This is a genomic window from Serratia proteamaculans, from assembly GCF_013337185.1.
GTDB classification, from domain to species: Bacteria; Pseudomonadota; Gammaproteobacteria; order Enterobacterales; family Enterobacteriaceae; genus Serratia; species Serratia proteamaculans_D.
Genome location: NZ_SWDE01000001.1, coordinates 1869028 through 1890526, shown reverse-complemented (window position 1 = coordinate 1890526; position 21499 = coordinate 1869028). Strand labels below are relative to the sequence as shown.

Genomic DNA, 21499 nt, shown 5'->3' with positions numbered 1-21499 from the left:
GGCAGGATGCCGCTGAAAGCCAGCTGGTGACTGCCCGGCCAGCTAAGGTTTCCGGGGTTTTCAGCGAATACCTGAAAAATAGCGGCGCAGTATATCATGCGGCTCTCGCTAGCGATATAAACCCTGTAACTCGATATAGCGCTGTACCGAACGCGGCAACAGGTCGTCACAGTTGAGGCCCTGATGGCGACGCTGGCGGATTTCCGTCGCTGAAATTTCCAGCTGTGGCGTATCGGCCAGGTAGATATAGCCCTGTGGCTGCCGGCTGAGCAGCGCGGCATCGGTCACCTGATGCTGTTCCAGCCACTGCTGCAGTTCCGGCGTGTCCATTCGGTCATTGTAGCCCGGACGGGCCAGCACCAGCAGGTGGCAGGTATCCAGCAATGACTGCCAGCGGTGCCATTTGTGCAGCGTCAGCAGCGAGTCCTGGCCAATGATAAACGCCAGCGGTAATGCAGCGCCACGTTCTTTACGAATGGCTTCCAGCGTCTCTATGGTATAGGAGGGCGTGGTGCGGTGCAGTTCGCGATCGTCAACCGCAAACAGCGGATTACCGGCGATCGCCAATTCAACCATCTTCAGCCGTTGCTGAGCGTTAGCCTCGGGCTGAGGGCGGTGTGGCGGCACATGGTTCGGCAACAGGGTAACCCGATTCAGGCCTACCTCTGCCGCCAGTGCTTCCACCGGGCGCAGATGGCCGTAATGGATTGGGTCAAAGGTGCCGCCGAACAGGGCGTGCAGGACGGTGGTGTCTTGCGAATTAGTGGGCATCGGAAAAACTCGTGGCCAGAGGTTTGCCGCACAGCAGCATCGACAGGGTTTCCAGTTCCGACCAGACCGACTGGCCGTAATCCTGCTTGAGGGTGATTTCAATCTGCGTCAGCAGATGAACCGCTTGCCGTAGCTGGGCACCGGATAACCGCTGCAATGCCTGGGTGACCAGGTTACGGCGGTTTTGCCAGACCTTGTACTGGTCGAACAGCGTACGCAGCGGCACTGACGCCATGCGCCGTTGCAGGTTCAGCAATTGCAGCAATTCGCGCTGTAAGGTGCGCAGCAGGATCACCGGCTCGACATCTTCCTGCTGCATCTGTTGCAGGATATGCCAGGCCCGTTTGCTTTTCCCCGCCAGCAGGGCGTCCAGCCAATGGAATGGCGTGAAGTGCGCGGCGTCATTGACCGCCAGTTCAACGCGCGGCAGCGTGAGCTTGCCATCCGGATGCAGCAACGACAGTCGTTCCAGCGCCTGCGACAGCGCCAGCAGATTGCCCTCGTAGCAGTAGCACAGCAACTGATTGGCCGCGTCGTCCAGTTCCAGCTTCATGGTTTTGGCGCGCTGGGCTACCCAGCGGGGTAACTGCGCCTGTTCCGGTGTCTGGCAACTGACGTAAGCGCCGTGCGGGCTGAGCGCCTTGAACCAGGCGCTGTTTTCCTGCGCTTTGGTCAGACGTGGCCCACGCAGTATCAGCAAAATATCGTCATGCAGCAGCGCAGCCAGCTTGATCAGCTGTTCGCCTATCGGGGCGGTCGGCCCGTTTTCAGGGAAGATCAGCAACAGCGTCTGACGGCTGGCGAACAGACTCATCGCCTGACAGATGCTGAAAATGGCGTCCCAGTCGGTATGGGCATCCAGCGAGATGCTGTAGTGCTCGGTGAACTGGTGTTGCTGTGCCGTTTGGCGGATCAGATCCTGGCTTTCCTGCAACAGCAGCGGTTCATTGCCACTCAATAAATAACAAGCGCGCAGCCCCTCTCGGAGCTGCGCGGCAAGTTGTTCAGGGTAAATACGGATCATTGATCTACGCGACTGGCCGCTTTTTCACCGGCCGCAGCGGCTTTCTGCTGCGTTTCTTCTTCCGCCGCGTGCACCGTCAGCAGTTTACGCACCAGTTGCTGGGCGGCCTGCTCACGCATTTCCTGGCGAATGATTTCCTGTTCGGAATCTTTTGCCAGTGCGGTTAGCGGGTTATCGAAGAACGAACGGAATACTTTTACGTTCAGCGGATACAGATCGTGACCCGGGATCAGCACCTGTGCCTGGACCGTCAGCACCATTTGGTACTCAGCGGTTTTACCGTCCTGGAAGATAGAGGCGGTATCCTGGCTTTCAGTGGCGCCAATGATGCGCAGGGAAGGGAGATCCTTACGTTTTGCATCTTTGACAATGGTCACGTCGCTCAGACGTAATTGCTCACGCACCGAACGGGTCAGCGGACCATAAGGGTCTGAGCTGTCCAGAATCAGCGTTTTCATTTCCGGGGGTACCTGCGTGGTGCCACGCAGGTGAAAACCGCAGCCGGCGGTGACCAGCACCGCCAACCCCAGCAACAGCGTCAGAATACGTTGTCGCACAATTCCTCCTTGTGTTAACCCACAACCAGGTTAAGCAATTTGCCCGGAACATAGATCACTTTACGAACCGTAACCCCGTCCAGATATTTAGCGACCAGATGTTCCTCAGCGGCGCGCGCACGCACCTGTTCTTCGGTTGCATCAGCTGCCACAGTAATTTTAGCGCGGACCTTGCCGTTGACCTGTACGACCACCAGCTTGGAGTCTTCGACCATCGCCTGCTCGTCGGCTTGCGGCCAGGCTGCGGTGTCCACATCGCCTTCACCGCCCAACGCCTGCCACAGTGAGAAGCACACGTGCGGGGTGAATGGATACAGCATGCGGACCACAGCCAGCAGGGCTTCCTGCAGCAGAGCGCGATCCTGCTCGCTTTCCTGCGGAGCACGGGCCAGCTTGTTCATCAGCTCCATCACGGCGGCAATGGCGGTGTTGAAAGTCTGACGACGGCCGATATCATCGGTCACTTTGGCGATGGTTTTGTGCAGATCGCGACGCAGCGCTTTCTGATCTTCCGTCAGCGTTGCTACGTTCAGCGGCTGTACGGCACCCTTTTCCAGGTGTTCGTAGGCCAGTTTCCAGACGCGTTTCAGGAAGCGGTTTGCCCCTTCCACGCCGGATTCTTGCCATTCCAGCGTCATTTCTGCCGGTGAGGCGAACATCATGAACAGACGCACGGTATCCGCACCGTATTTCTCAACCATGACCTGTGGGTCGATGCCGTTGTTTTTCGACTTCGACATTTTGCTCATGCCAGCATAGACCAGTTCACGACCTTGTGGATCGGTAGCTTTAATAATGCGGCCTTTGTCATCGCGCTCAACGGTGGCATCGACCGGGGAAACCCAGACGCGTTCGCCGCTGTTGCCGCTGTAGTAGAAGGCGTCGGCCAATACCATGCCCTGACACAGCAGGCGTTTTGCCGGCTCGTCGGAATCGACCAGGCCTGCGTCACGCAGCAGCTTGTGGAAGAAACGGAAGTACATCAGGTGCATGATGGCGTGTTCGATACCACCGACATACTGATCCACCGGCAGCCAGTAGTTGGCGGCGGCCGGATCCAGCATGCCCTGGTCGTACTGCGGGCAGGTGTAGCGCGCGTAGTACCAGGAAGACTCCATAAAGGTGTCGAAGGTGTCGGTTTCACGCAGCGCCGGCTGGCCGTTAACGGTGGTTTTCGCCCACTCGGGATCGGCCTTGATCGGGCTGGTAATGCCGTCCATCACTACGTCTTCCGGCAGGATCACCGGCAGTTGGTCTTCCGGGGTCGGCATTACGGTGCCGTCTTCCAGGGTGACCATTGGGATTGGTGCGCCCCAGTAACGTTGACGGGAAACACCCCAGTCGCGCAGACGGTAGTTAACCTTGCGTTGGCCGACGCCTTCGGCGACCAGTTTGTCGGCAATGGCGTTGAAACCGTCCTGGTGATCCAGACCGTCAAACTCGCCGGAGTTGAACAGCGTGCCTTTCTCGGTCATCGCTTCTGCCTGGACATCCGGTTGGCTGCCATCGAGCGCCAGCACTACCGGTTTGATCGGCAAACCGTATTTGGTGGCAAATTCCCAGTCACGTTGGTCGTGAGCCGGAACGGCCATTACCGCGCCGGTGCCGTATTCCATCAGCACGAAGTTGGCGACCCAAACCGGCACTTGCTCGCCGGACAGCGGATGGATGGCGAACAGGCCGGTCGGCATGCCTTTCTTCTCCATCGTTGCCATTTCGGCTTCGGCCACTTTGGTGTTGCGGCATTCTTCGATAAATTCAGCCAGCGCCGGGTTGTTTACCGCGCCAAGCTGGGCCAATGGATGGCCAGCCGCAACGGCAACGTAGGTCGCACCCATAAAGGTGTCCGGACGGGTGGTGTAAACGGTCAGTTTCTCGTCGCTGCCCGCCACGTCAAAGGTGATATCCACCCCTTCAGAACGGCCAATCCAGTTACGCTGCATGGTTTTGACCTGCTCTGGCCAGCTTTCCAGCGTATCGAGATCGTTAAGCAGTTGGTCGGCGTAGTCGGTGATTTTGATAAACCACTGTGGGATCTCTTTACGCTCAACCTTGGTGTCACAGCGCCAGCAGCAGCCGTCGATAACCTGTTCGTTGGCCAGCACGGTCAGATCGTGTGGGCACCAGTTCACCGCAGAGGTCTTCTTGTAGACCAGGCCTTTTTCGTACAGCTTGGTGAAGAACCACTGTTCCCAACGGTAGTAATCCGGATCGCAGGTGGCGATCTCGCGATCCCAGTCGTAGCCGAAGCCCAGCAGTTTTAGCTGGTTCTTCATGTATTCGATGTTGTCGTAGGTCCACGGAGCCGGAGCGGTGTTGTTTTTAACCGCGGCGCCTTCCGCCGGCAGGCCGAACGCATCCCAGCCGATCGGCTGTAGTACGTTTTTACCTAGCATGCGCTGATAGCGCGAGATCACGTCGCCGATAGTGTAGTTACGAACGTGCCCCATGTGCAGACGGCCTGATGGGTATGGCAGCATGGATAGGCAGTAATACTTTTCCTTGCTCGCGTCTTCGGTAACCTTGAAAGTCTGCTTCTCTTGCCAGTGAAGCTGTACGTTCGATTCTATGTCTTCTGGACGGTATTGCTCTTGCATGGCGGCTGGTGGTCCTGTAGGTGTAAAACAGCTACATCCGTAGCATTCTGTTGAGTACTTATAGATCCGCATAGCATAGCTGATAAGACCTCTCGGCAACAACACCAAGCGCCCGACTCGGCGTATTTAAAAAATCTCCGCCATGATATGACTCACATCTTGAGGATCCCGTGCGTTGCCAAGTGACATCAGCAATTTACCGCTAAAATGATAAGAGCTACTTTGAAGAGGTAAGCCCTGTCACGTAAGTTCATCGAGGAGAGATTATGAACAAGGTTGCTCAGTACTACCGCGAATTGGTGGCATCTCTGACCGAACGCCTGAAAAATGGCGAACGTGATATTGATTCACTGGTGGCGAGCGCTGAAAAACGGCTGAACGAAGCCGGTGAGCTGACGCGCGATGAAGTGGAGCAGGTGACCCTGGCGGTACGGCGCGATCTGGAAGAGTTTGCGCGCAGTTACCAGGAAAGCCGGGAAGAATTTACCGACAGCGTTTTTATGCGGGTAATTAAAGAGAGCCTGTGGCAGGAGCTGGCGGACATTACCGACAAAACCCAATTGGAATGGCGCGAAGTTTTCAAGGATGTCAGCCACCATGGCGTTTACCACAGCGGTGAGGTGGTCGGGTTGGGGAATCTGGTGTGCGAGCAGTGCCATCATCACATGGCGTTTTACACGCCGGAAGTGTTGCCGCTATGCCCGAAATGCGGCCATGACCAGTTTCAGCGTCGGCCTTTCGAACCTTGAGTTTTCCCGCACCCTGGCCTTTTCCCGAGCGGAAAGGGCCGGGGCAGGGAGCTCGTCATTAACCGAACAGCTTTTTCATCAGGCTACTGAGGAAACCGCCGCCGGTCGGCGCTGTGGCCAGTTCAGGCTGGTTTGCGAGGGCGGTGTATACCGTCGCAGGCACTTTCTGCGCTACCGCGATGCGGCTGTCCTGCGTTGCTTTTTCTGCCGCTTCCGGCCCATAAGCGAAACCTTCCGCTAATACGAACTCCACATCAGTAATACCAATGAACCCCAGGAACAGCTTCAGGTAAGGCGTGATCAGGTCGGTAGGTGTCTCGGCATGGATACCGCCGCGGCTGGAGATCACAATTGCTTTTTTACCGGTGACCAGGCCTTCGGAACCCTCGGAGGTGTAACGGAAGGTTTGGCCGGCACGCGCGACCAGGTCGAAATAGATTTTCAACTGGGTCGGGATATTGAAGTTGTACATCGGGGCGCTGATGATAATGGTGTCGTGCGATTTCAGCTCGGCAATCAGCTCATCGGACAGCGCCAGCGTCTTTTGCTGATGTGGCGTTAAGGGCTTATCGCCGGCGCTAAAGCCGCCAATCACTTCACCATCGAGCTCCGGCAGGGTTGGGTTGGCCAGGTCGCGGAAGGTAAAGCTGTCGCTTGGGTGTGCTTCTTGCCACTGTTGAACAAAAAAATCGACTAATTTTCCAGACTGGGAGTAATCGCCCAGGATACTTGATTTCAGGACCAGTATACGACTCATGCAGATATCTCCAGGCTTGCTCTAAGGTTGTCAGCGTTTGCTGTGCGTTTAAAGCATCTTAGAGGTAAGCCTGGGCCAGTGATAGCGTAAAAATTCGCTGAGTTAAATCAAAAAAACTGAATATTGGCTGTGTCCGAGTCTCGGCTGCTAATAACGCGCGATGCGTTCGGCCAGCAGATTGATAAACCCTTCACGATCGATATCGGTCAGCACTTCCACGTTAGGCGCTTTGCCGTTTTGCCCGAAGATATCCACCACCGTCATCCCCTGGGTGTACTCCCCTTTGGTTTCTACACCGACCCAGCGTTCGATACTGCCAAACAGCTGTGGCGCCAGCAGCCAGGCGATGGTGCAGGGATCGTGCATCGCGGCACCGGGCAACCCGCGCGGGTGGCTGAGATACAGCGGCAGGTAGAAGTCGAGCATTTCGGCCACCGCCTGCGCCACCGGGTTATCGATCTGACGGATCCGTTCGATATCCTGCGGCAGCACCAGCGCCTGATGGGTGACGTTCAGACCCGCCATGGTCAGTGGCACGCCGGATTTGAGCACCATCTCGGCGGCTTCCGGGTCGACGAAAATATTAAATTCCGCCACCGGGGTGGTGTTGCCGGCGTTCATGCCGCCGCCCATAAAGACGATACGCTCGATGTTGCCTTTCAGCTCCGGGTGTTGAGCCAGCAGCAGGGCGATATTGGTCATCGGGCCGGTCACCACCAGAGTGATGGGTTCCGGGCTGCTGCGCAGCAGGCTGGCGATCAGTTCGACGGCGCTTTGTTTGACCGGCTTGAGGGTGGGCGTTGGCAGATGGGTATTGCCCATGCCGGTTTTGCCATGCACATAGTCGGCAATCACCAGCTCACGCATTAGCGGGCCCGCAGCACCGGCGGCAACCGGAATGTCTTCGCGTTTCATCAGCGTCAGCAGTCCGAGCGCATTATGCAGGGTTTTCTCCGGCGTCTGGTTACCGGCAGAAGTCGTAATGGCTTTCACTTCAAGTTCCGGTGAACTCAGTGCCATGGCAAGGGCAATGGCGTCGTCGAGGCCGGGATCGCAATCGATAATGATAGGGCGAGGCATATTTATCTCCTTGTAGTTATGCTCCGAGCATCGGATCAAAACCAGGGAGAAACAAGCGCTTTTAGTGCCGGGAGGGGAGAGATGCGCCCCGAATGGAGCGCATCAGTTAAATCAGTGCAGGATTTTTGCCAGGAAGTCTTTGGCACGTTCCGATTCTGGGTTGTTGAAGAAGTCGTCTTTATTGCGGTCTTCGACAATTTTGCCTTCGTCCATAAAGATCACCCGGTTGGCCACTTTGCGGGCAAAGCCCATTTCGTGGGTTACCACCATCATGGTCATGCCTTCATTCGCCAGTTCGACCATCACGTCGAGCACTTCGTTGATCATTTCCGGATCGAGCGCCGAGGTAGGCTCATCGAACAGCATGGCGATAGGATCCATGCACAGCGCACGGGCGATAGCCACACGCTGCTGCTGGCCACCGGAAAGCTGTCCGGGGAATTTGTTGGCGTGGGCGGTCAGGCCGACGCGCTCCAGCAACTTCAGGCCTTTCTCGCGGGAGGCGGCTTTATCGCGCTTGAGCACTTTTACCTGTGCCAGCGTCAGGTTGTCGATGATCGACAGGTGCGGGAACAGCTCAAAGTGCTGGAACACCATGCCGACCTTGGAACGCAGCTGCGCCAGATTGGTTTTCTTGTTGTTGACCGGGGTACCGTTCACCAGGATATCGCCCTGCTGGATCGGCTCCAGGCCGTTGACGGTTTTGATCAGGGTAGATTTGCCCGAGCCTGAAGGACCGCAGACTACCACCACCTCACCTTTTTTGACTTCGGTGGTGCAATCGGTCAGAACCTGAAAGTGACCGTACCACTTAGAAACATTTTTCAGGGATATCATCAAACAGTCCTTTTCTTCAAATAGCTTACCAGCGCCGAGGCGGCGAGACTGATAACAAAGTAGACAAAGCCGGCGAACAGGATCATTTCAACCTGGGTGCCGTCGCGCTCGCCGATGGTTGAGGCGGTACGGAAGAAGTCAGCCAGGCTCAGTACGTAGACCAGAGAAGTATCCTGGAACAGTACGATGCCCTGAGTCAGCAGCAGTGGCACCATGGCGCGGAACGCCTGCGGCAAAATAACCAGTTTCATTGACTGCCAGTGGCTCATGCCCAGCGCCAGCGCGGCGGAAGACTGGCCGCGTGAGATGCTGATAATACCGGCACGGATGATTTCCGAGTAATAGGCCGCTTCAAACAGGGAAAAGGCTACCATAGCCGAGATCAGGCGAATATCGGTTTTCGGCGACAGTCCCAGAACCTTTTGCAATAAGCTTGGAACCACCAGGTAGAACCACAGCAGTACCATGACCAGCGGCACCGAGCGGAACAGGTTGACGTACAGCGCGGCAAACCAGCTGATGGGCTTGAATGGCGACAGGCGCATAACGGCCAGAATGGTGCCCCAGAGGATACCGAAGACGATGGCAGTCACGGTGATCTTCAGCGTGATCAACAGACCTTGCAGCAGGTAAGGGAAGCTTGGGACAATCGATGCCCAGTCAAATTCGTACATTATTTACTCCCCAGATTGCCGGGCAACTGCACTTTTCGCTCTACCAGTCGCATAAACAGCATGATCACGGCGTTGATGGCGATGTAGGCCAGCGTAATCGCGGTAAAGGATTCATAGGCGTGCGCCGAGTAATCCAGCAGTTTGCCGGCCTGCGCAGCCATGTCGACCAGCCCGATGGTGGAAGCGATGGCGGAGTTTTTAACCAGGTTAAGCATTTCCGAGGTCATCGGCGGCACAATCACCCGATAGGCGTTCGGCAACAGCACGTAGCGATAGGTTTGCGGCAGCGTCAGGCCCATCGCCAGCCCGGCGGCTCTTTGACCGCGTGGCAGTGACTGAATGGCAGCGCGTACCTGTTCGCATACTCGGGCAGCAGTAAACAGCCCGAGGCACAGCATGGAGGAAACGAAGAACTGCACGTTAGGATCGAGTTCGGTTTTGAACCACATGCCGATATTGGCCGGCAGCAGTTCCGGGATCACCAGATACCAGGTAAAGAATTGTACGATCAGCGGCACGTTACGGAACAGTTCGACGTAACAGGTACCGAGGGTGGAAAGAACGCGGTTGGGTACGGTACGCAAAATACCGAATAGCGAACCGACAAAGAAAGCGATAATCCATGCACAGACGGAGAGGGCTACCGTGACCTGAAAGCCGGACCAAATCCAGCCGAGGTAAGTGGTATTCCCAAACGGGGCCTGCTGCAGGAAGATACCCCAGTTCCAATCTATTGACATAACAAACTCCGTTAAGCGGGCGCAGAGCGCCTAAAGATTGATGACTTTTCCGCGTCGATAGCACCGCGGCCAGTCGGGCTGACTTATCTGTGCGGGCATCGGTGGTGCGTTAAGGGGAAAATGCGGGAGGGGAACGGCCCCCCGCATTCCTGTCTGTCCCAGCCATCAACAAGACCAGGTTGGCCTGGCCTTTGTTTTATTAGTTCAGTGCTTTGTCGTTAGGCTCTTTGAACAGTTGCTTCATGTCGTCTGACAGTTCGAAGTTCATGTTGAGGTTCTTCGGTGGGATGGGCTGTTTGAACCACTTATCAAACCATTTTGCCGCTTCACCTGAAGTCTGGGCCTGAGCGATGGTGTCATCGACCAGTTTTTTGAACTCAGGATCGTCTTTACGCAGCATACAACCGTAGGCTTCTTTCGACTGCGGCGTACCGAGGATTTCCCATTGGTCCGGCTTCTTGGCTTTCGCACGTTCACCGGCCAGCAGGGCGTCATCCATCATAAAGGCGACTGCGCGGCCGCTTTCCAGGGTGCGGAATGAATCACCGTGGTCTTTGGCGCTGATGATGCGCATGTTCATTTTGCCGCTGTCATTGAGTTTATTGAGCAGCACTTCCGAAGTGGTGCCGGAGGTGACTACCACCGGTTTACCGGCCAGATCTTTGAAATCTTTAACGTCAGAGCCTTTCTTCACCAGCAGGCGGGTGCCGACCACGAAGATGGTGTCGGAGAAGGCGGCCTGTTTCTGGCGCTCAAGGTTGTTGGTGGTTGAGCCGCACTCGAAGTCAAAGGTGCCGTTTTGCAGCAGTGGAATACGGTTCTGCGAGGTGATCGGCAGCATTTTGACCTGCAGATCCGGGGCATTCAGTTTTTTCTTAACCGCGTCAACGATTTGGTTGGAGTAGTCCTGGGAGTAACCCACAACTTTCTGCTGATTGTCGTAGTAGGAGAACGGCACTGACGATTCGCGGTGGCCGACAACGATCACGCCGTTGTCTTTGATTTTCTTCAGCGTACCGGTCAGTTCTTCCGCATGGGCTACGTTAGCCGCCGTCCCGATCAGCAGTAACGATAACGCCAATTTACGCATTTGCATGGTCCAACTCCTTTGCTGTTGTGGTGGCTCAAATACAAAGAGCATCAGATTCTAAATGGAGATTTATTGCTCAAGTATAAAGATAGTCTTAGAACGGATAACCGTTAGAAAATAGCCGATTGTGAACAGATTGAAACTAAAATGTTTCTTTTTTTGAGACGCCACGCGCACCAAATTAATGCAACAAAACCCCAATGCACCCTTATGGTGCCAGTGATGCTCTCGGGTTGTGCACAGATACGACGAAACGTCAGCAAAAGTAAATCGGTTCTAAATCACGGAGTAACTAAAGCAAGGAGTGTGCCAGAAACATTGATTTTCTAACGATTTATGGCAGGAGGGGAATAATGCGGGGCGCGCCGCGATGGCAGCGCCCCGGGGGATTATTTGCGACGCAGGCCGAGGACCAACGCCAGACCGCCGAGCAGTAAGGTGATTATCCACAATGGCGTGGCGCCAAAGCGGGCATAAGGCGTAATGCCGGTAGTGGGGGTCATTTTCACCTCCAGCACCTTGCGAGTGAACTGCGGGATCTCTGCAATCACTTCGCCGTTGGCGTCCACGGCGGCCGTCACGCCGTTGTTGGTGCTGCGCAACAGAGGTCTGCCCAACTCCAGTGCACGCATGCGCGCCATCTGGAAGTGCTGCCACGGGCCGATGGAATGACCGAACCAGGCATCGTTGGAGATGGTCAGCAGGAAGTTGGTGTCCGGGCGGAAGTTATCGCGTACCTGCTGGCCGAGGACAATCTCATAACAAATCGCCGCCGTCAGGTTATAGCCCTTCACGCTGAGCTGTGGCTGGACGTAATCGCCGCGGCTGAATGAGGACATCGGCAGGTCGAAGAAGGGTGCCAGTGGTCGCAGCAGGGTTTCCAGCGGCACAAACTCGCCGAACGGCACCAGATGGTGCTTGTTGTAGCGGTCTTTGGCCGGATAAACGTATGGCGTCTCTTCACCCAGCACGATGGCGCTGTTGTAGATTTGCTGGCCCTGCGGGGTGGCACGAACGTCAACAATGCCGGTGATCAGGCTGCTGTTTTTGGCGCGCATCAGGTCGTCCATCATGGTCAGGAAACCGTTCTGGCTGGCTTCATAATCCGGGATGGCAGACTCCGGCCAAATGATGATCGGCGCTTTGCCCATATAAGGACGGGTTTCATCCAGATAGGTTTGCAGCGTACTGACCAGCGCTTTCGGATCCCACTTCATCGACTGAGCGATATTGCCCTGCACCATAGCGACGTTGACCGCCTTGTCCGGCTGCGGGGTATACCAGTGCAACTGGCGCAGCGGCCACGGCAACAGCAGCAGCGCAATCGCCACCACCGCCGGCGTGATGCGGCGTTGATTGACGGCGTACACCAGCAACCCGGCAATTGCCATCAGCATAAAGGTGATGGTATCCACCCCCAGCAGCGGCGCCACGCCTTTCAGCGGGCCGTTGATTTGGCTGTAGCCAAACTGCAGCCAGGGGAAACCGGTCAGTACCCAGCCGCGTAAAAACTCGGTGACCTGCCACAGTACCGGCGCGGCAATGGCCAGGCGATACCAGCGGGTGGTTGGCCAAAGGCGTGCCAGCAAGCCGGCGAACAGCCCGGTATACAGCGACAGATAGGCGGCGAGCAGTGCCACCAGGAAGATATTGACGGAGAACGGCATGCCACCGAAGTCGGCGATACTGACGTAAACCCAGTTGATGCCGGTACCAAACAGGCCAAAGCCCCAGCAGAAGCCGAGCAGGGCAGATTGTTTGGTGGTGCGGTTCAGGGTAACGGCCAGCAGGCCAAACAGGGAGACAATGGCCGCCGGCCAGATGTCGTAAGGGGAAAATGCCAGCGTGCCACTGGCACCCGTCAACAGCGCCAGCAGGGCGCGAACCCACTGGCGATCAAGGTAAAAGGCTTTAGCCATGTTCGATTTATTCTTCCAGTTTCGGTTGCGGAGAATCGTCCGGAATTTTTACATGAACCTGGATGATACGTCGACTGTCGGCCATCGCAACTTTAAATAGGTAACCTTCGATTTCAATGGTTTCCCCACGTGCAGGCAGGTGGCCGAAGGCTTGCATCACCAGGCCACCGATGGTGTCGACCTCGTCGTCGCTGAAGTGGGTGCCGAAGGCTTCGTTGAAGTCTTCAATCGGCGCCAGTGCGCGCACGGTATACATATGACGGCTGAGCTGGCGGATGTCCAGGTCGTCCTCGTCGTCATACTCATCTTCAATTTCGCCGACAATCAGTTCCAGAATGTCTTCGATAGTCACCAGGCCGGACACGCCGCCGAATTCGTCAATGACAATTGCCATGTGATAACGCTGGGAGCGGAACTCCTTCAGCATCCGGTCGACCCGCTTGCTTTCCGGCACCACCACCGCGGTGCGCAGCACCTTGTCGATGCTGAATTCCTCGGACTCTGCGCGCATAAACGGCAGCAGATCCTTGGCCATCAGAATGCCTTCGATGTGATCTTTATCTTCGCTGATCACCGGGAAGCGCGAGTGGGCGGATTCGATAATCACGTCCAGGCACTCTTCCAGCGTTTGGTTACGCTTGAGCGTTACCATCTGGGAGCGCGGGATCATGATGTCGCGCACGCGCTGCTCGGCGATATCCATCACGCCTTCCAGCATGTCTCGGGTATCGGGATCGATCAGGTCGTTTTGCTCGGAATCACGGATCAGCTCTACCAGATCGCCACGGTTTTTAGGTTCGCCGTGGAACAGCTGGTTAAGGATAAGAGTAAAGAACCCCTTCTTGGGACTGGGGCTGTCATTGCTTTGTGAATGGTCGTCGCTCATGGCGTTTTAGTTAATATCACTCATGTCAGAGTTAGGGGAGTCAGCGACAGCCCCATACAGGGGCTGTGGGGAAATCAGCTGACGTCAGAGGGGGTCTTTTTCCGCCAGGTACGGGTCCGGGTAACCCAGTCCGTGCATGATTTCGGTTTCCAAAGACTCCATTTCTTCGGCTTCATCGTCTTCGATGTGGTCATACCCTAGCAGATGAAGGCTGCCATGGACAACCATATGCGCCCAGTGGGCCTCCAGCGCCTTGTCTTGCTCAACCGCTTCCCGTTCAACCACCTGACGGCAGATGATCAGATCGCCCAGCAATGGCAGCTCGATACCCGGGGGAGCTTCAAACGGGAATGACAACACGTTGGTCGGTTTGTCCATGCCACGATAGGTCAGGTTCAGTTCATTGCTTTCGGCTTCATCCACCAGGCGAATGGTGACCTCCGCTTCTTCCTGAAACTGCGGCAGCACGCCTTCCAGCCAGCGCTGGAAGGTGGCTTCGTCCGGCAGGCCACTGTTGTCTGCACAGGCCAGCTGCAGATCCAAAATCACCTGACTCATGGTGTCTCCTGCTCGGAGGCGAGGGTCGCCTCGCGTTTACGTTGTTCGGCAATGGCGTCTTTGCGCTTTTGTTCGGCGGCTTCCCAGGCTTCATAGGCGATGACCACGCGGGCTACCACCGGATGGCGTACCACGTCTTCGCTATGGAAGAAGTTGAAGCTCAGTTCTTCGACATCCGACAGCACTTCCACGGCATGGCGCAGGCCGGATTTTTGGTTGCGCGGCAGGTCTATCTGCGTCACGTCACCGGTAATCACTGCCTTTGAATTGAAGCCGATGCGCGTCAGGAACATCTTCATCTGTTCGATGGTGGTGTTCTGGCTCTCATCAAGAATGATAAACGCATCGTTCAGGGTACGACCGCGCATATAGGCCAGGGGTGCCACTTCTATCACGTTACGCTCAATCAGTTTCTCCACGCGCTCAAAGCCCAGCATTTCGAACAGGGCGTCGTACAGCGGGCGCAGGTAAGGATCGACCTTTTGGCTCAGATCCCCCGGCAGGAAGCCCAGTTTCTCACCGGCCTCGACCGCAGGGCGGGTCAGCATAATGCGACGAATTTCCTGGCGCTCCAGCGCGTCTACCGCAGCGGCAACCGCCAGATAGGTTTTACCGGTACCGGCCGGGCCAATACCGAAGGTAATGTCATGGTCGAGAATATTGGCGATGTACTGCGCCTGGTTCGGCGTGCGGGGTTTCACCATGCCGCGTTTGGTTTTGATGGTGACCGCTTTGCCGTAATCCGGCACGCTGTCGGCAACCTGTTCCAACACCCGACTTTCTTTGATCGCCAGATGGATCTGTTCCGGATCGATATCCGGGATCACGCCGCGGATCGGCGAGGTGTCCACATACAGGTGGCGCAGGATATCGGCGGCGGCAACCACGCACAGGTTTTTGCCAACCAGCTTGAAACGGTTGTCACGGCGGTTGATTTCAATGCCCAACCGGCGTTCGAGTTGTTTGATATTGTCATCAAACGGGCCGCACAGGCTGAGCAATCGCTGATTGTCTGCCGGCTCTAACAAAATTTCTTGTGTTGCGACGTTCAAACTATTCCTCAAGGCTCATATCGGGCCTGGTTGATTTTCGGTACGCGCATTCAGGGCAAACCCTGAGGTTCTCTACCCTGAATTATTCATGGTGCGGCGCATGGGCGCAAGTTTACCCATGATCTATCTGTGCGTCGGCGGTGAATTTCAAGGGCAGGCGGAGGAAAAACGCGGCCAAAACAGCCGCGTAATGACTTGAGAAGAGAAGCTGAGATCAGTTCTTTTTCACGAACTCGGACTTCAGTTTCATTTGGCCAAAGCCATCAATTTTGCAGTCGATGTTGTGATCGCCTTCCACCAGGCGAATGTTCTTCACCTTGGTGCCAATTTTCAGCATCGAAGAGCTGCCTTTGACCTTCAAATCTTTCACCACGGTCACGGCGTCGCCGTCGGCCAGCAGGTTGCCGTTGGCATCTTTGACAATCAGCGCATCGCTGTCTTCCGCCGGGGCACTGTCGCTCCACTCATGGGCGCACTCAGGGCAGATAAACAGGTTGTTGTCCTGATAAGTGTATTCGGAATTGCACTTCGGGCAGTGTGGGAGTTGCATGCTATGTCGCCTCTTTAAACAATCAAAAAAATAAAAAAAAGAAAATTGCCGGGCGCATGGCCCGACAGAGAAATAATAAGGATCATCGTTATCGTGGCGGCGGGAAGCGCGGCCGCCACGTTTAGCGTCAAACTAAAACAGCATCAGGGCTGGTAAAGGCCGACACCCAGCGCATTTTCTTTGCGGGTACGGGCGATCACCGACTGCGGGGATTCATGTACGCGCAGATCCATCTGCTGTTCGGTACGCACCACTGCACCACGCAGTGAGTTGGTCAGGACTTCGGTGATTTCCACATCCACGAACTGGCCAATCATATCCGGCGTGCCTTCAAAGTTTACCATGCGGTTGCAGGCGGTACGGCCCGCCAGCTCCATCACGCTTTTACGTGAGGTGCCTTCCACCAGAATGCGCTGTACGGTGCCGAGCATCCGGCGGCTGAACTGCAGCACCTGCTGGTTGATACGATCCTGCAGGATATACAGGCGCTGTTTCTTTTCGTCTTCGCTGACGTCGTCCACCATATCGGCCGCCGGGGTACCTGGGCGTGACGAGTAGATAAAGCTGAAGCTGGTGTCGAAGTTAATCTCGGCAATCAGGTTCATGGTCTGTTCGAAGTCGGCCTGGGTTTCCCCCGGGAAGCCGATAATAAAATCGGAGCTGAGCTGGATGTCCGGCCGCGCCTTGCGCAGTTTGCGAATGATCGCTTTGTATTCCAGTGCGGTGTGCGCGCGCTTCATCATGGTCAGTATGCGGTCTGATCCGCTCTGTACCGGCAGATGCAGGAAGCTGACCAGCTCCGGCGTGTCTTCGTATACCGCAATAATATCGTCGGTGAATTCAATCGGATGGCTGGTGGTGTAACGGATGCGGTCGATGCCGTCGATGGCCGCCACCAGGCGCAGCAGTTCGGCAAAGGAGCAGATGCTGCCGTCGTAGGTTGCCCCGCGATAGGCATTGACGTTCTGGCCAAGCAGGTTGACTTCACGCACGCCTTGCGCCGCCAGTTGGGCGACTTCAAACAGCACGTCGTCGCTTGGGCGGCTGACTTCTTCTCCGCGGGTATAAGGCACCACGCAGAAGGTACAGTATTTGTTGCAGCCTTCCATGATGGAGACAAAGGCGGTTGGGCCTTCGGCACGGGGCTCCGGCAGGCGGTCGAACTTTTCGATCTCCGGGAAGCTGATGTCGACGATTGGGCTGCGGGTCCCCTGCACGTGATTGAGCATTTCCGGCAGGCGGTGCAGGGTTTGCGGCCCAAATACCACGTCGACGCAGGGCGCACGGCTGCGGATGTGTTCACCTTCCTGTGAGGCCACGCAACCCCCCACGCCGATGATCAGCTCTGGGTTCTTTTCTTTCAGCAGCTTCCAGCGGCCCAACATGGCGAAGACTTTTTCCTGCGCTTTCTCGCGGATCGAGCAGGTATTGAGCAGCAGCACGTCCGCTTCTTCAGCGTTGTCGGTCCATTGATAACCGTGCGTGCTTCCCAGTAAGTCCGCCATTTTTGATGAATCATATTCATTCATCTGGCAGCCCCAGGTTTTGATATGTAGTTTTTTGGTCATTGACTTGCCATTACTCAGTGCGGAGCGAAAGTTGCGATACGCGACATGCAGGGCGCTATTGTAAACATTTGACGCCGTTGTGACCAGCGCGGGGAAAACGGCATGCGACCTGAAGCCAAATTAAAAATCCGTTACACTGATGCCAAACGCCATGCCGGTGGGGATGGCGATAATTAACCAAGAAAATTTAGCCAATATGAACACTTCTCAAAAACGGTATGACGCGGTGGTGGTAGGCGGTGGCATGGTTGGCGCGGCCGCCGCGCTGGGGCTGGCGCAGGCCGGTTGGTCGGTGGCATTGCTGGAACATCAGGCGCCGCAAGCGTTCGATGTGCAAAGCCCGCCGGACTTGCGTATTTCCGCGATTGGCTGCACCTCGGTAGGGTTGCTCAAACAGCTCGGCGCCTGGCCGGCGGTGCAAGCGATGCGCACCGCGCCGTACCGCCGGTTGGAAACCTGGGAGTGGGCGTCGGCGCGGGTGGCGTTTGACGCCGCTTCACTGGGCCTGCCGGAACTGGGCTTTATGGTGGAAAACCGCATTTTGCAACTGGCGCTGTGGCAGCAACTCGAGCAGTGCGACAATCTGACGCTCTGTTGCCCCGCCAGGCTGCGTTCGCTGCAACGGGGCGATGACCATTGGCAATTGACACTGGACTCTTCTGAGACGCTACAGGCGCGTTTGGTGGTCGGGGCTGACGGTGCCAACTCGCAGGTGCGTAATCTGGCGGCCATCGGTACCAGCGGCTGGCAGTACCGTCAGTCCTGCATGCTGATCACCGTTGAGACCGGTGCGCCGCAGCAGGATGTAACCTGGCAGCAGTTTTTCCCTTCCGGCCCACGCGCGTTTCTGCCGCTGTATGATCAGTGGGCTTCACTGGTGTGGTACGACAGTCCGCAGCGTATCCGTCAGTTGCAGGTGATGCCGCCAGCACTGCTTGAGCGCGAAATCGCAGAGGCGTTTCCCGCACGTTTGGGGACGGTGAAAGTGCATGCCGCCGGATCTTTCCCGCTGGCGCGCCGCCATGCACAGCGCTATGTGTTACCGGGGCTGGCATTGCTCGGCGACGCGGCGCACACCATTAATCCGTTAGCCGGGCAGGGCGTGAACCTGGGGTATCGCGATGTGGACGCCTTGCTGGCGGTATTGAGTGAGGCGCGGGAACAGGGTGAGGACTGGAGCAGTGAAGCGGTGCTGATGCGTTATCAGCGTCGTCGCCGTACCGATAATTTGCTGATGCAAAGCGGCATGGATCTGTTTTACACCGCCTTTAGCAATAATTTGGCACCCTTAAGCGTGGCACGCAATCTTGCGTTGATGGCGGCCCAGCGGGCGGGGAAGCTAAAGGAAAATGCGTTGAAGTACGCGCTGGGTTTATAACTTAAATGGGTTCAGCTTGCTGGGCCCGGTTATTGACCAAATGCAAAATAGCAAAAAGCCCGCCGAAGCGGGCTTTTCTAAATGTGGCTGGGGTGCCAGGATTCGAACCTGGGTATGCTGGTATCAGAAACCAGAGCCTTACCGCTTGGCGACACCCCAATGGTATAACAGTAAAATATGGTGGCTACGACGGGATTTGAACCTGTGACCCCATCATTATGAGTGATGTGCTCTAACCAGCTGAGCTACGTAGCCATTTTTGATATTTTACTTTAAAAGTCAACGATGTTGATGGCTGGGGTACCTGGATTCGAACCAGGGAATGCTGGTATCAAAAACCAGTGCCTTACCGCTTGGCGATACCCCATCAACAAATTTTCAACTTCTTCTTACTGCATCAAACCATTTAAAAAATGGCTGGGGTACCTGGATTCGAACCAGGGAATGCTGGTATCAAAAACCAGTGCCTTACCGCTTGGCGATACCCCATCTGATGCCTTACAACCCGATGATAAGAAATGGTGCGGGAGGCGAGACTTGAACTCGCACACCTTGCGGCGCTAGAACCTAAATCTAGTGCGTCTACCAATTTCGCCACTCCCGCAAAAAAAAGATGGTGGCTACGACGGGATTTGAACCTGTGACCCCATCATTATGAGTGATGTGCTCTAACCAGCTGAGCTACGTAGCCATCTTTTTTCGCGCAACCTTCATCGGCGTTGCGGGGCGCATTATGCGTATATGGCCGTTTTGCGTCAACAAGTTTTTTCCCGAAAAAGCGACCGGATGTGTTGTTTGTCTGGGTTGTGAACAGTATGGCGATAAAATCACCAATTCCGACAATTAATGGTTGAAAACATCAACAAAAAGGCGGACCCGAAGGTCCGCCCAGGGAAGAAAACGCCCGGCGATTATTTGTAGGCGGACTGGTGAACGCCGACTGCACGACCAGAAGGATCGTCCATCTTTTTGAACGACTCATCCCATTCGATGGCTTTCGCTGAAGAGCAGGCCACTGACGGGCCGCCAGGCACGCATTCGGCCGCGCTTGGCAATGGGAACAACTCTTCGAAAATTTCGCGATACAGGTAGCCTTCCTTGGAGCTCGGCGTGTTGTATGGGAAGCGGAAACGTGCGGTTTCGAGCTGTTGATCGCTGATCTGCTTGGCAGCGACTTCTTTCAAGGTGTCGATCCAGCTGTAGCCAACGCCGTCGGAGAACTGCTCTTTCTGGCGCCAGGCCACGCTGGCCGGCAGATAGGACTCAAAACATTCACGCAGGATATGTTTTTCCATTTTGCCATTGCCGCACATTTTGTCTTTCGGGTTGATGCGCATCGCCACGTCGAGGAATTTTTTATCCAGGAACGGCACGCGAGCTTCCACACCCCAGGCGGACATCGCCTTGTTGGCGCGCGCGCAGTCAAACATATGCAGGGCCAGCAGTTTGCGCACGGTTTCGTCGTGGAACTCACGAGCATCCGGTGCCTTATGGAAGTACAGGTAACCGCCGAACACTTCGTCCGCCCCTTCCCCAGACAGCACCATCTTGATACCCATCGCCTTGATCTTGCGTGACATCAGGTACATCGGGGTGGAGGCGCGAATGGTGGTGACGTCATAGGTTTCGATGTGATAAATCACGTCGCGAATGGCGTCCAGGCCTTCCTGCACGGTGAAATGAATTTCATGGTGTACGGTGCCCAGGTGGTTGGCCACTTCCTGCGCAGCGCGCAGATCCGGTGAACCTTCCAGGCCGACGGCGAAGGAGTGCAGTTGCGGCCACCAGGCTTCGCTGCGCTCTTGATCTTCCACGCGGCGTGCGGCGTACTTTTTGGTAATGGCGGAGATCACCGAAGAGTCCAGGCCGCCAGACAGCAGCACGCCGTAAGGAACGTCGGACATCAGGTGGCTTTTCACCGAGTCTTCCAGTGCGTTGCGCAGGGCGTTGGCGTCGGTGACGTTGTCTTTAACCGCATCGTAATCGAACCAGTCACGCTGGTAGTATTCGCGAATTTCACCGTCCTGGCTCCACAGGTAGCTGCCCGCCGGGAATTCTTTGATGGTGCGACAAACCGGCACCAGCGCTTTCATTTCAGAGGCCACATACAGGTTGCCGAATTCATCATGGCCCATGTACAGCGGGATAATGCCCAAATGGTCGCGGCCAATCAGGTAGGCGTCTTTCTCGGCGTCGTACAGGGCAAAGGCGAACATCCCCTGCAGATCGTCGAGGAAGTCAGTGCCTTTTTCCTGATACAGCGCCAGGATCACCTCACAGTCGGAACCGGTCTGGAACTCATAGCGATCGCTAAGTTGCTGGCGCAGCGCCTGGTGGTTGTAAATTTCACCGTTAACCGCCAGAACGTGGGTGTGCGCAGCGTTGTACAGCGGTTGGGCGCCATTGTTGACGTCGACAATCGACAGGCGCTCATGCACCAGAATGGCTTTATCGCTGGCGTAAACGCCGGACCAGTCCGGGCCGCGATGGCGCATCAGACGGGACAGCTCCAGCGCTTTCTTACGCAGTTCAACGGGATCGGACTTTAGATCGAGCACACCGAAAATAGAACACATATACCGACTCTCCTAACGACTTTTTTAGACTGTGATGTTGTTTTGGTTGTTATAGGCAGCGTGGTCGGCTCATCAGTGATGGCGCGGTTTTGCTGCGTTGTGTTTATGAAAATGCGTCAAAAGCGGCAGGGGATGC

Annotated in this window: 19 protein-coding genes and 6 tRNA genes; 2 read left to right on the top strand and 23 right to left on the bottom strand. The window is 56.0% G+C overall.

Annotated elements, in window-relative coordinates:
* Nucleotides 1–108: 108 nt before the first annotated feature.
* The 4 genes from nadD to leuS are packed head-to-tail and all read right to left on the bottom strand — an operon-like array spanning nt 109 to nt 4949.
* Nucleotides 109–771 carry a nicotinate-nucleotide adenylyltransferase gene (gene nadD, locus FCL49_RS08885; protein WP_174353226.1) on the bottom strand — a complete coding sequence of 221 codons (663 nt, stop codon included), beginning with the start codon at nt 769–771 and terminating at the stop codon, nt 109–111.
* A complete protein-coding gene (gene holA / locus FCL49_RS08880; protein WP_153857714.1) occupies nt 761–1795 on the bottom strand; it encodes a DNA polymerase III subunit delta in 1035 nt (344 codons plus the stop codon). The genes nadD and holA overlap by 11 nt, the downstream gene beginning before the upstream one ends.
* Nucleotides 1792–2352: an LPS assembly lipoprotein LptE gene (gene lptE, locus FCL49_RS08875; protein ID WP_174353225.1), complete on the bottom strand. Its 561-nt coding sequence runs from the start codon at nt 2350–2352 to the stop codon at nt 1792–1794. The genes holA and lptE overlap by 4 nt, the downstream gene beginning before the upstream one ends.
* Before the next feature lie 14 nt (nt 2353–2366).
* Nucleotides 2367–4949 carry a leucine--tRNA ligase gene (leuS, locus tag FCL49_RS08870; RefSeq protein WP_174353224.1) on the bottom strand — a complete coding sequence of 861 codons (2583 nt, stop codon included), beginning with the start codon at nt 4947–4949 and terminating at the stop codon, nt 2367–2369.
* A gap of 266 nt (nt 4950–5215) precedes the next feature.
* Between leuS and FCL49_RS08865 the strand changes: the two genes are divergently transcribed.
* A complete protein-coding gene (locus tag FCL49_RS08865) occupies nt 5216–5698 on the top strand; it encodes a zinc ribbon-containing protein (RefSeq protein ID WP_085115576.1) in 483 nt (160 codons plus the stop codon).
* A gap of 58 nt (nt 5699–5756) precedes the next feature.
* Here the strand turns inward: FCL49_RS08865 and FCL49_RS08860 are convergent, their stop codons facing one another.
* The 12 genes from FCL49_RS08860 to miaB form a co-directional block, all read right to left on the bottom strand.
* Nucleotides 5757–6455, bottom strand: coding sequence for an FMN-dependent NADH-azoreductase (locus FCL49_RS08860; protein WP_174353223.1), 699 nt, complete (start codon nt 6453–6455; stop codon nt 5757–5759).
* 147 nt (nt 6456–6602) lie between these two features.
* On the bottom strand, nt 6603–7535 hold the full coding sequence (gene rihA / locus FCL49_RS08855; protein ID WP_174353222.1) for a pyrimidine-specific ribonucleoside hydrolase RihA: 933 nt from the start codon (nt 7533–7535) through the stop codon (nt 6603–6605).
* A 111-nt stretch (nt 7536–7646) separates the two neighbouring features.
* Nucleotides 7647–8372 carry an amino acid ABC transporter ATP-binding protein gene (locus FCL49_RS08850; RefSeq protein WP_012005648.1) on the bottom strand — a complete coding sequence of 242 codons (726 nt, stop codon included), beginning with the start codon at nt 8370–8372 and terminating at the stop codon, nt 7647–7649.
* On the bottom strand, nt 8372–9046 hold the full coding sequence (gltK, locus tag FCL49_RS08845) for a glutamate/aspartate ABC transporter permease GltK (RefSeq protein ID WP_174353221.1): 675 nt from the start codon (nt 9044–9046) through the stop codon (nt 8372–8374). Before gltK ends, FCL49_RS08850 begins: the two co-directional genes overlap by 1 nt.
* Nucleotides 9046–9786, bottom strand: coding sequence for an amino acid ABC transporter permease (locus FCL49_RS08840; protein WP_174353220.1), 741 nt, complete (start codon nt 9784–9786; stop codon nt 9046–9048). The genes gltK and FCL49_RS08840 overlap by 1 nt, the downstream gene beginning before the upstream one ends.
* Nucleotides 9787–9985: 199 nt before the next feature.
* A complete protein-coding gene (locus FCL49_RS08835) occupies nt 9986–10882 on the bottom strand; it encodes an amino acid ABC transporter substrate-binding protein (RefSeq protein WP_174353219.1) in 897 nt (298 codons plus the stop codon).
* 383 nt (nt 10883–11265) lie between these two features.
* A complete protein-coding gene (gene lnt / locus FCL49_RS08830) occupies nt 11266–12795 on the bottom strand; it encodes an apolipoprotein N-acyltransferase (protein ID WP_174353218.1) in 1530 nt (509 codons plus the stop codon).
* A 7-nt stretch (nt 12796–12802) separates the two neighbouring features.
* A complete protein-coding gene (gene corC / locus FCL49_RS08825; RefSeq protein WP_012005653.1) occupies nt 12803–13681 on the bottom strand; it encodes a CNNM family magnesium/cobalt transport protein CorC in 879 nt (292 codons plus the stop codon).
* An 84-nt stretch (nt 13682–13765) separates the two neighbouring features.
* Complete coding sequence (ybeY, locus tag FCL49_RS08820; RefSeq protein WP_174353217.1) at nt 13766–14239, bottom strand: rRNA maturation RNase YbeY; 474 nt, start codon at nt 14237–14239, stop codon at nt 13766–13768.
* Nucleotides 14236–15291: a PhoH family protein gene (locus FCL49_RS08815; protein WP_012005655.1), complete on the bottom strand. Its 1056-nt coding sequence runs from the start codon at nt 15289–15291 to the stop codon at nt 14236–14238. Before FCL49_RS08815 ends, ybeY begins: the two co-directional genes overlap by 4 nt.
* A gap of 214 nt (nt 15292–15505) precedes the next feature.
* Nucleotides 15506–15841, bottom strand: a complete 336-nt coding sequence (locus FCL49_RS08810; protein ID WP_017891920.1) for a zinc ribbon domain-containing protein YjdM — start codon at nt 15839–15841, stop codon at nt 15506–15508.
* 143 nt (nt 15842–15984) lie between these two features.
* Nucleotides 15985–17409 (bottom strand): tRNA (N6-isopentenyl adenosine(37)-C2)-methylthiotransferase MiaB, encoded by a 1425-nt coding sequence (gene miaB, locus FCL49_RS08805; RefSeq protein WP_174353216.1) that lies wholly within the window; start codon nt 17407–17409, stop codon nt 15985–15987.
* A gap of 196 nt (nt 17410–17605) precedes the next feature.
* Between miaB and ubiF the strand changes: the two genes are divergently transcribed.
* Nucleotides 17606–18787, top strand: a complete 1182-nt coding sequence (ubiF, locus tag FCL49_RS08800) for a 3-demethoxyubiquinol 3-hydroxylase (protein WP_174353215.1) — start codon at nt 17606–17608, stop codon at nt 18785–18787.
* Between the two features lie 84 nt (nt 18788–18871).
* On the opposite strand, the gene FCL49_RS08795 is transcribed toward ubiF, so the two are convergent.
* The 7 genes from FCL49_RS08795 to asnB form a co-directional block, all read right to left on the bottom strand.
* Nucleotides 18872–18946 (bottom strand) — tRNA-Gln (locus tag FCL49_RS08795).
* Nucleotides 18947–18965: 19 nt separating this feature from the next.
* Nucleotides 18966–19042, bottom strand: a tRNA-Met gene (locus tag FCL49_RS08790).
* A gap of 37 nt (nt 19043–19079) precedes the next feature.
* A tRNA-Gln gene (locus FCL49_RS08785) sits at nt 19080–19154 on the bottom strand.
* Nucleotides 19155–19201: 47 nt separating this feature from the next.
* Nucleotides 19202–19276: transfer RNA gene (locus FCL49_RS08780), tRNA-Gln, on the bottom strand.
* A gap of 30 nt (nt 19277–19306) precedes the next feature.
* A tRNA-Leu gene (locus FCL49_RS08775) sits at nt 19307–19391 on the bottom strand.
* A 10-nt stretch (nt 19392–19401) separates the two neighbouring features.
* Nucleotides 19402–19478: transfer RNA gene (locus FCL49_RS08770), tRNA-Met, on the bottom strand.
* Between the two features lie 220 nt (nt 19479–19698).
* Nucleotides 19699–21363: an asparagine synthase B gene (gene asnB / locus FCL49_RS08765; RefSeq protein ID WP_174353214.1), complete on the bottom strand. Its 1665-nt coding sequence runs from the start codon at nt 21361–21363 to the stop codon at nt 19699–19701.
* Between the last annotated feature and the right edge of the window lie 136 nt (nt 21364–21499).

What these genes read in the sequence shown, in the direction of transcription:
- nadD (WP_174353226.1), bottom strand. Translation starts at nt 771, where the DNA reads ATGCCCACTAATTCGCAAGACACCACCGTCCTGCACGCCCTGTTCGGC.
- holA (WP_153857714.1), bottom strand. Translation starts at nt 1,795, where the DNA reads ATGATCCGTATTTACCCTGAACAACTTGCCGCGCAGCTCCGAGAGGGG.
- leuS (WP_174353224.1), bottom strand. Translation starts at nt 4,949, where the DNA reads ATGCAAGAGCAATACCGTCCAGAAGACATAGAATCGAACGTACAGCTT.
- FCL49_RS08865 (WP_085115576.1), top strand. Translation starts at nt 5,216, where the DNA reads ATGAACAAGGTTGCTCAGTACTACCGCGAATTGGTGGCATCTCTGACC.
- FCL49_RS08860 (WP_174353223.1), bottom strand. Translation starts at nt 6,455, where the DNA reads ATGAGTCGTATACTGGTCCTGAAATCAAGTATCCTGGGCGATTACTCC.
- rihA (WP_174353222.1), bottom strand. Translation starts at nt 7,535, where the DNA reads ATGCCTCGCCCTATCATTATCGATTGCGATCCCGGCCTCGACGACGCC.
- FCL49_RS08850 (WP_012005648.1), bottom strand. Translation starts at nt 8,372, where the DNA reads ATGATATCCCTGAAAAATGTTTCTAAGTGGTACGGTCACTTTCAGGTT.
- gltK (WP_174353221.1), bottom strand. Translation starts at nt 9,046, where the DNA reads ATGTACGAATTTGACTGGGCATCGATTGTCCCAAGCTTCCCTTACCTG.
- FCL49_RS08840 (WP_174353220.1), bottom strand. Translation starts at nt 9,786, where the DNA reads ATGTCAATAGATTGGAACTGGGGTATCTTCCTGCAGCAGGCCCCGTTT.
- FCL49_RS08835 (WP_174353219.1), bottom strand. Translation starts at nt 10,882, where the DNA reads ATGCAAATGCGTAAATTGGCGTTATCGTTACTGCTGATCGGGACGGCG.
- lnt (WP_174353218.1), bottom strand. Translation starts at nt 12,795, where the DNA reads ATGGCTAAAGCCTTTTACCTTGATCGCCAGTGGGTTCGCGCCCTGCTG.
- corC (WP_012005653.1), bottom strand. Translation starts at nt 13,681, where the DNA reads ATGAGCGACGACCATTCACAAAGCAATGACAGCCCCAGTCCCAAGAAG.
- ybeY (WP_174353217.1), bottom strand. Translation starts at nt 14,239, where the DNA reads ATGAGTCAGGTGATTTTGGATCTGCAGCTGGCCTGTGCAGACAACAGT.
- FCL49_RS08810 (WP_017891920.1), bottom strand. Translation starts at nt 15,841, where the DNA reads ATGCAACTCCCACACTGCCCGAAGTGCAATTCCGAATACACTTATCAG.
- miaB (WP_174353216.1), bottom strand. Translation starts at nt 17,409, where the DNA reads ATGACCAAAAAACTACATATCAAAACCTGGGGCTGCCAGATGAATGAA.
- ubiF (WP_174353215.1), top strand. Translation starts at nt 17,606, where the DNA reads ATGAACACTTCTCAAAAACGGTATGACGCGGTGGTGGTAGGCGGTGGC.
- asnB (WP_174353214.1), bottom strand. Translation starts at nt 21,363, where the DNA reads ATGTGTTCTATTTTCGGTGTGCTCGATCTAAAGTCCGATCCCGTTGAA.